Here is a 465-nt window from a genome sequence, read left to right as displayed (position 1 = left end):
CGTCGGGGGTGCCCGCCGACGCCGCCGCGCCCGCGGGCGCCTGGTACGTGAAGGCGATCGAGTCGGAGACGGGGTGCCCGTCGGCCGAGACCACGCGCCAGGTGACCGTGTACTGCCCGGATCCGCCGAGCGCGACGGGCACCGAGACGGTCCGCCCGGCGTTCGTCGCGCAGCCGGTCTCGAAGTGGGTGCCCTGCGCGTCCGGTCCCGTCACCTGCACGATGGACGAGCCGCCCGCCGCGGATCCGGACCCGGACGCCGCGTCGCCGCCGGCGCCGCCCGCCGTGCCGAGGTCGAGGATCACGTCGTTGAAGGTCAGCGTGACCTCCGACGGCGGGGCGTCGATCGTGGATCCGGCCGCGGGCGAGCTCGACACGAGGTAGTCGTGCGCCGACGCCGACAGCGCGCCGTCGGGCCCGCTCCCCTGCGCGAGCCCCGCGAGCGCGAGGGCGCCCGTCGCGAGCG

At 77.4% G+C, this 465-nt stretch carries 1 protein-coding gene; it reads right to left on the bottom strand.

Going from position 1 to position 465, the window contains the following annotated elements:
• A partial coding sequence (locus tag DZG00_RS16465) for a copper resistance CopC family protein (RefSeq protein ID WP_147360109.1) occupies window positions 1-465 on the bottom strand: 465 nt, incomplete at both ends.

Source organism: Clavibacter lycopersici (assembly GCF_003576405.1).
Classification (GTDB): domain Bacteria; phylum Actinomycetota; class Actinomycetes; order Actinomycetales; family Microbacteriaceae; genus Clavibacter; species Clavibacter lycopersici.
Note: the sequence above shows the minus strand (reverse complement) of the source record. Positions and strands in the feature narration are given on the sequence as shown.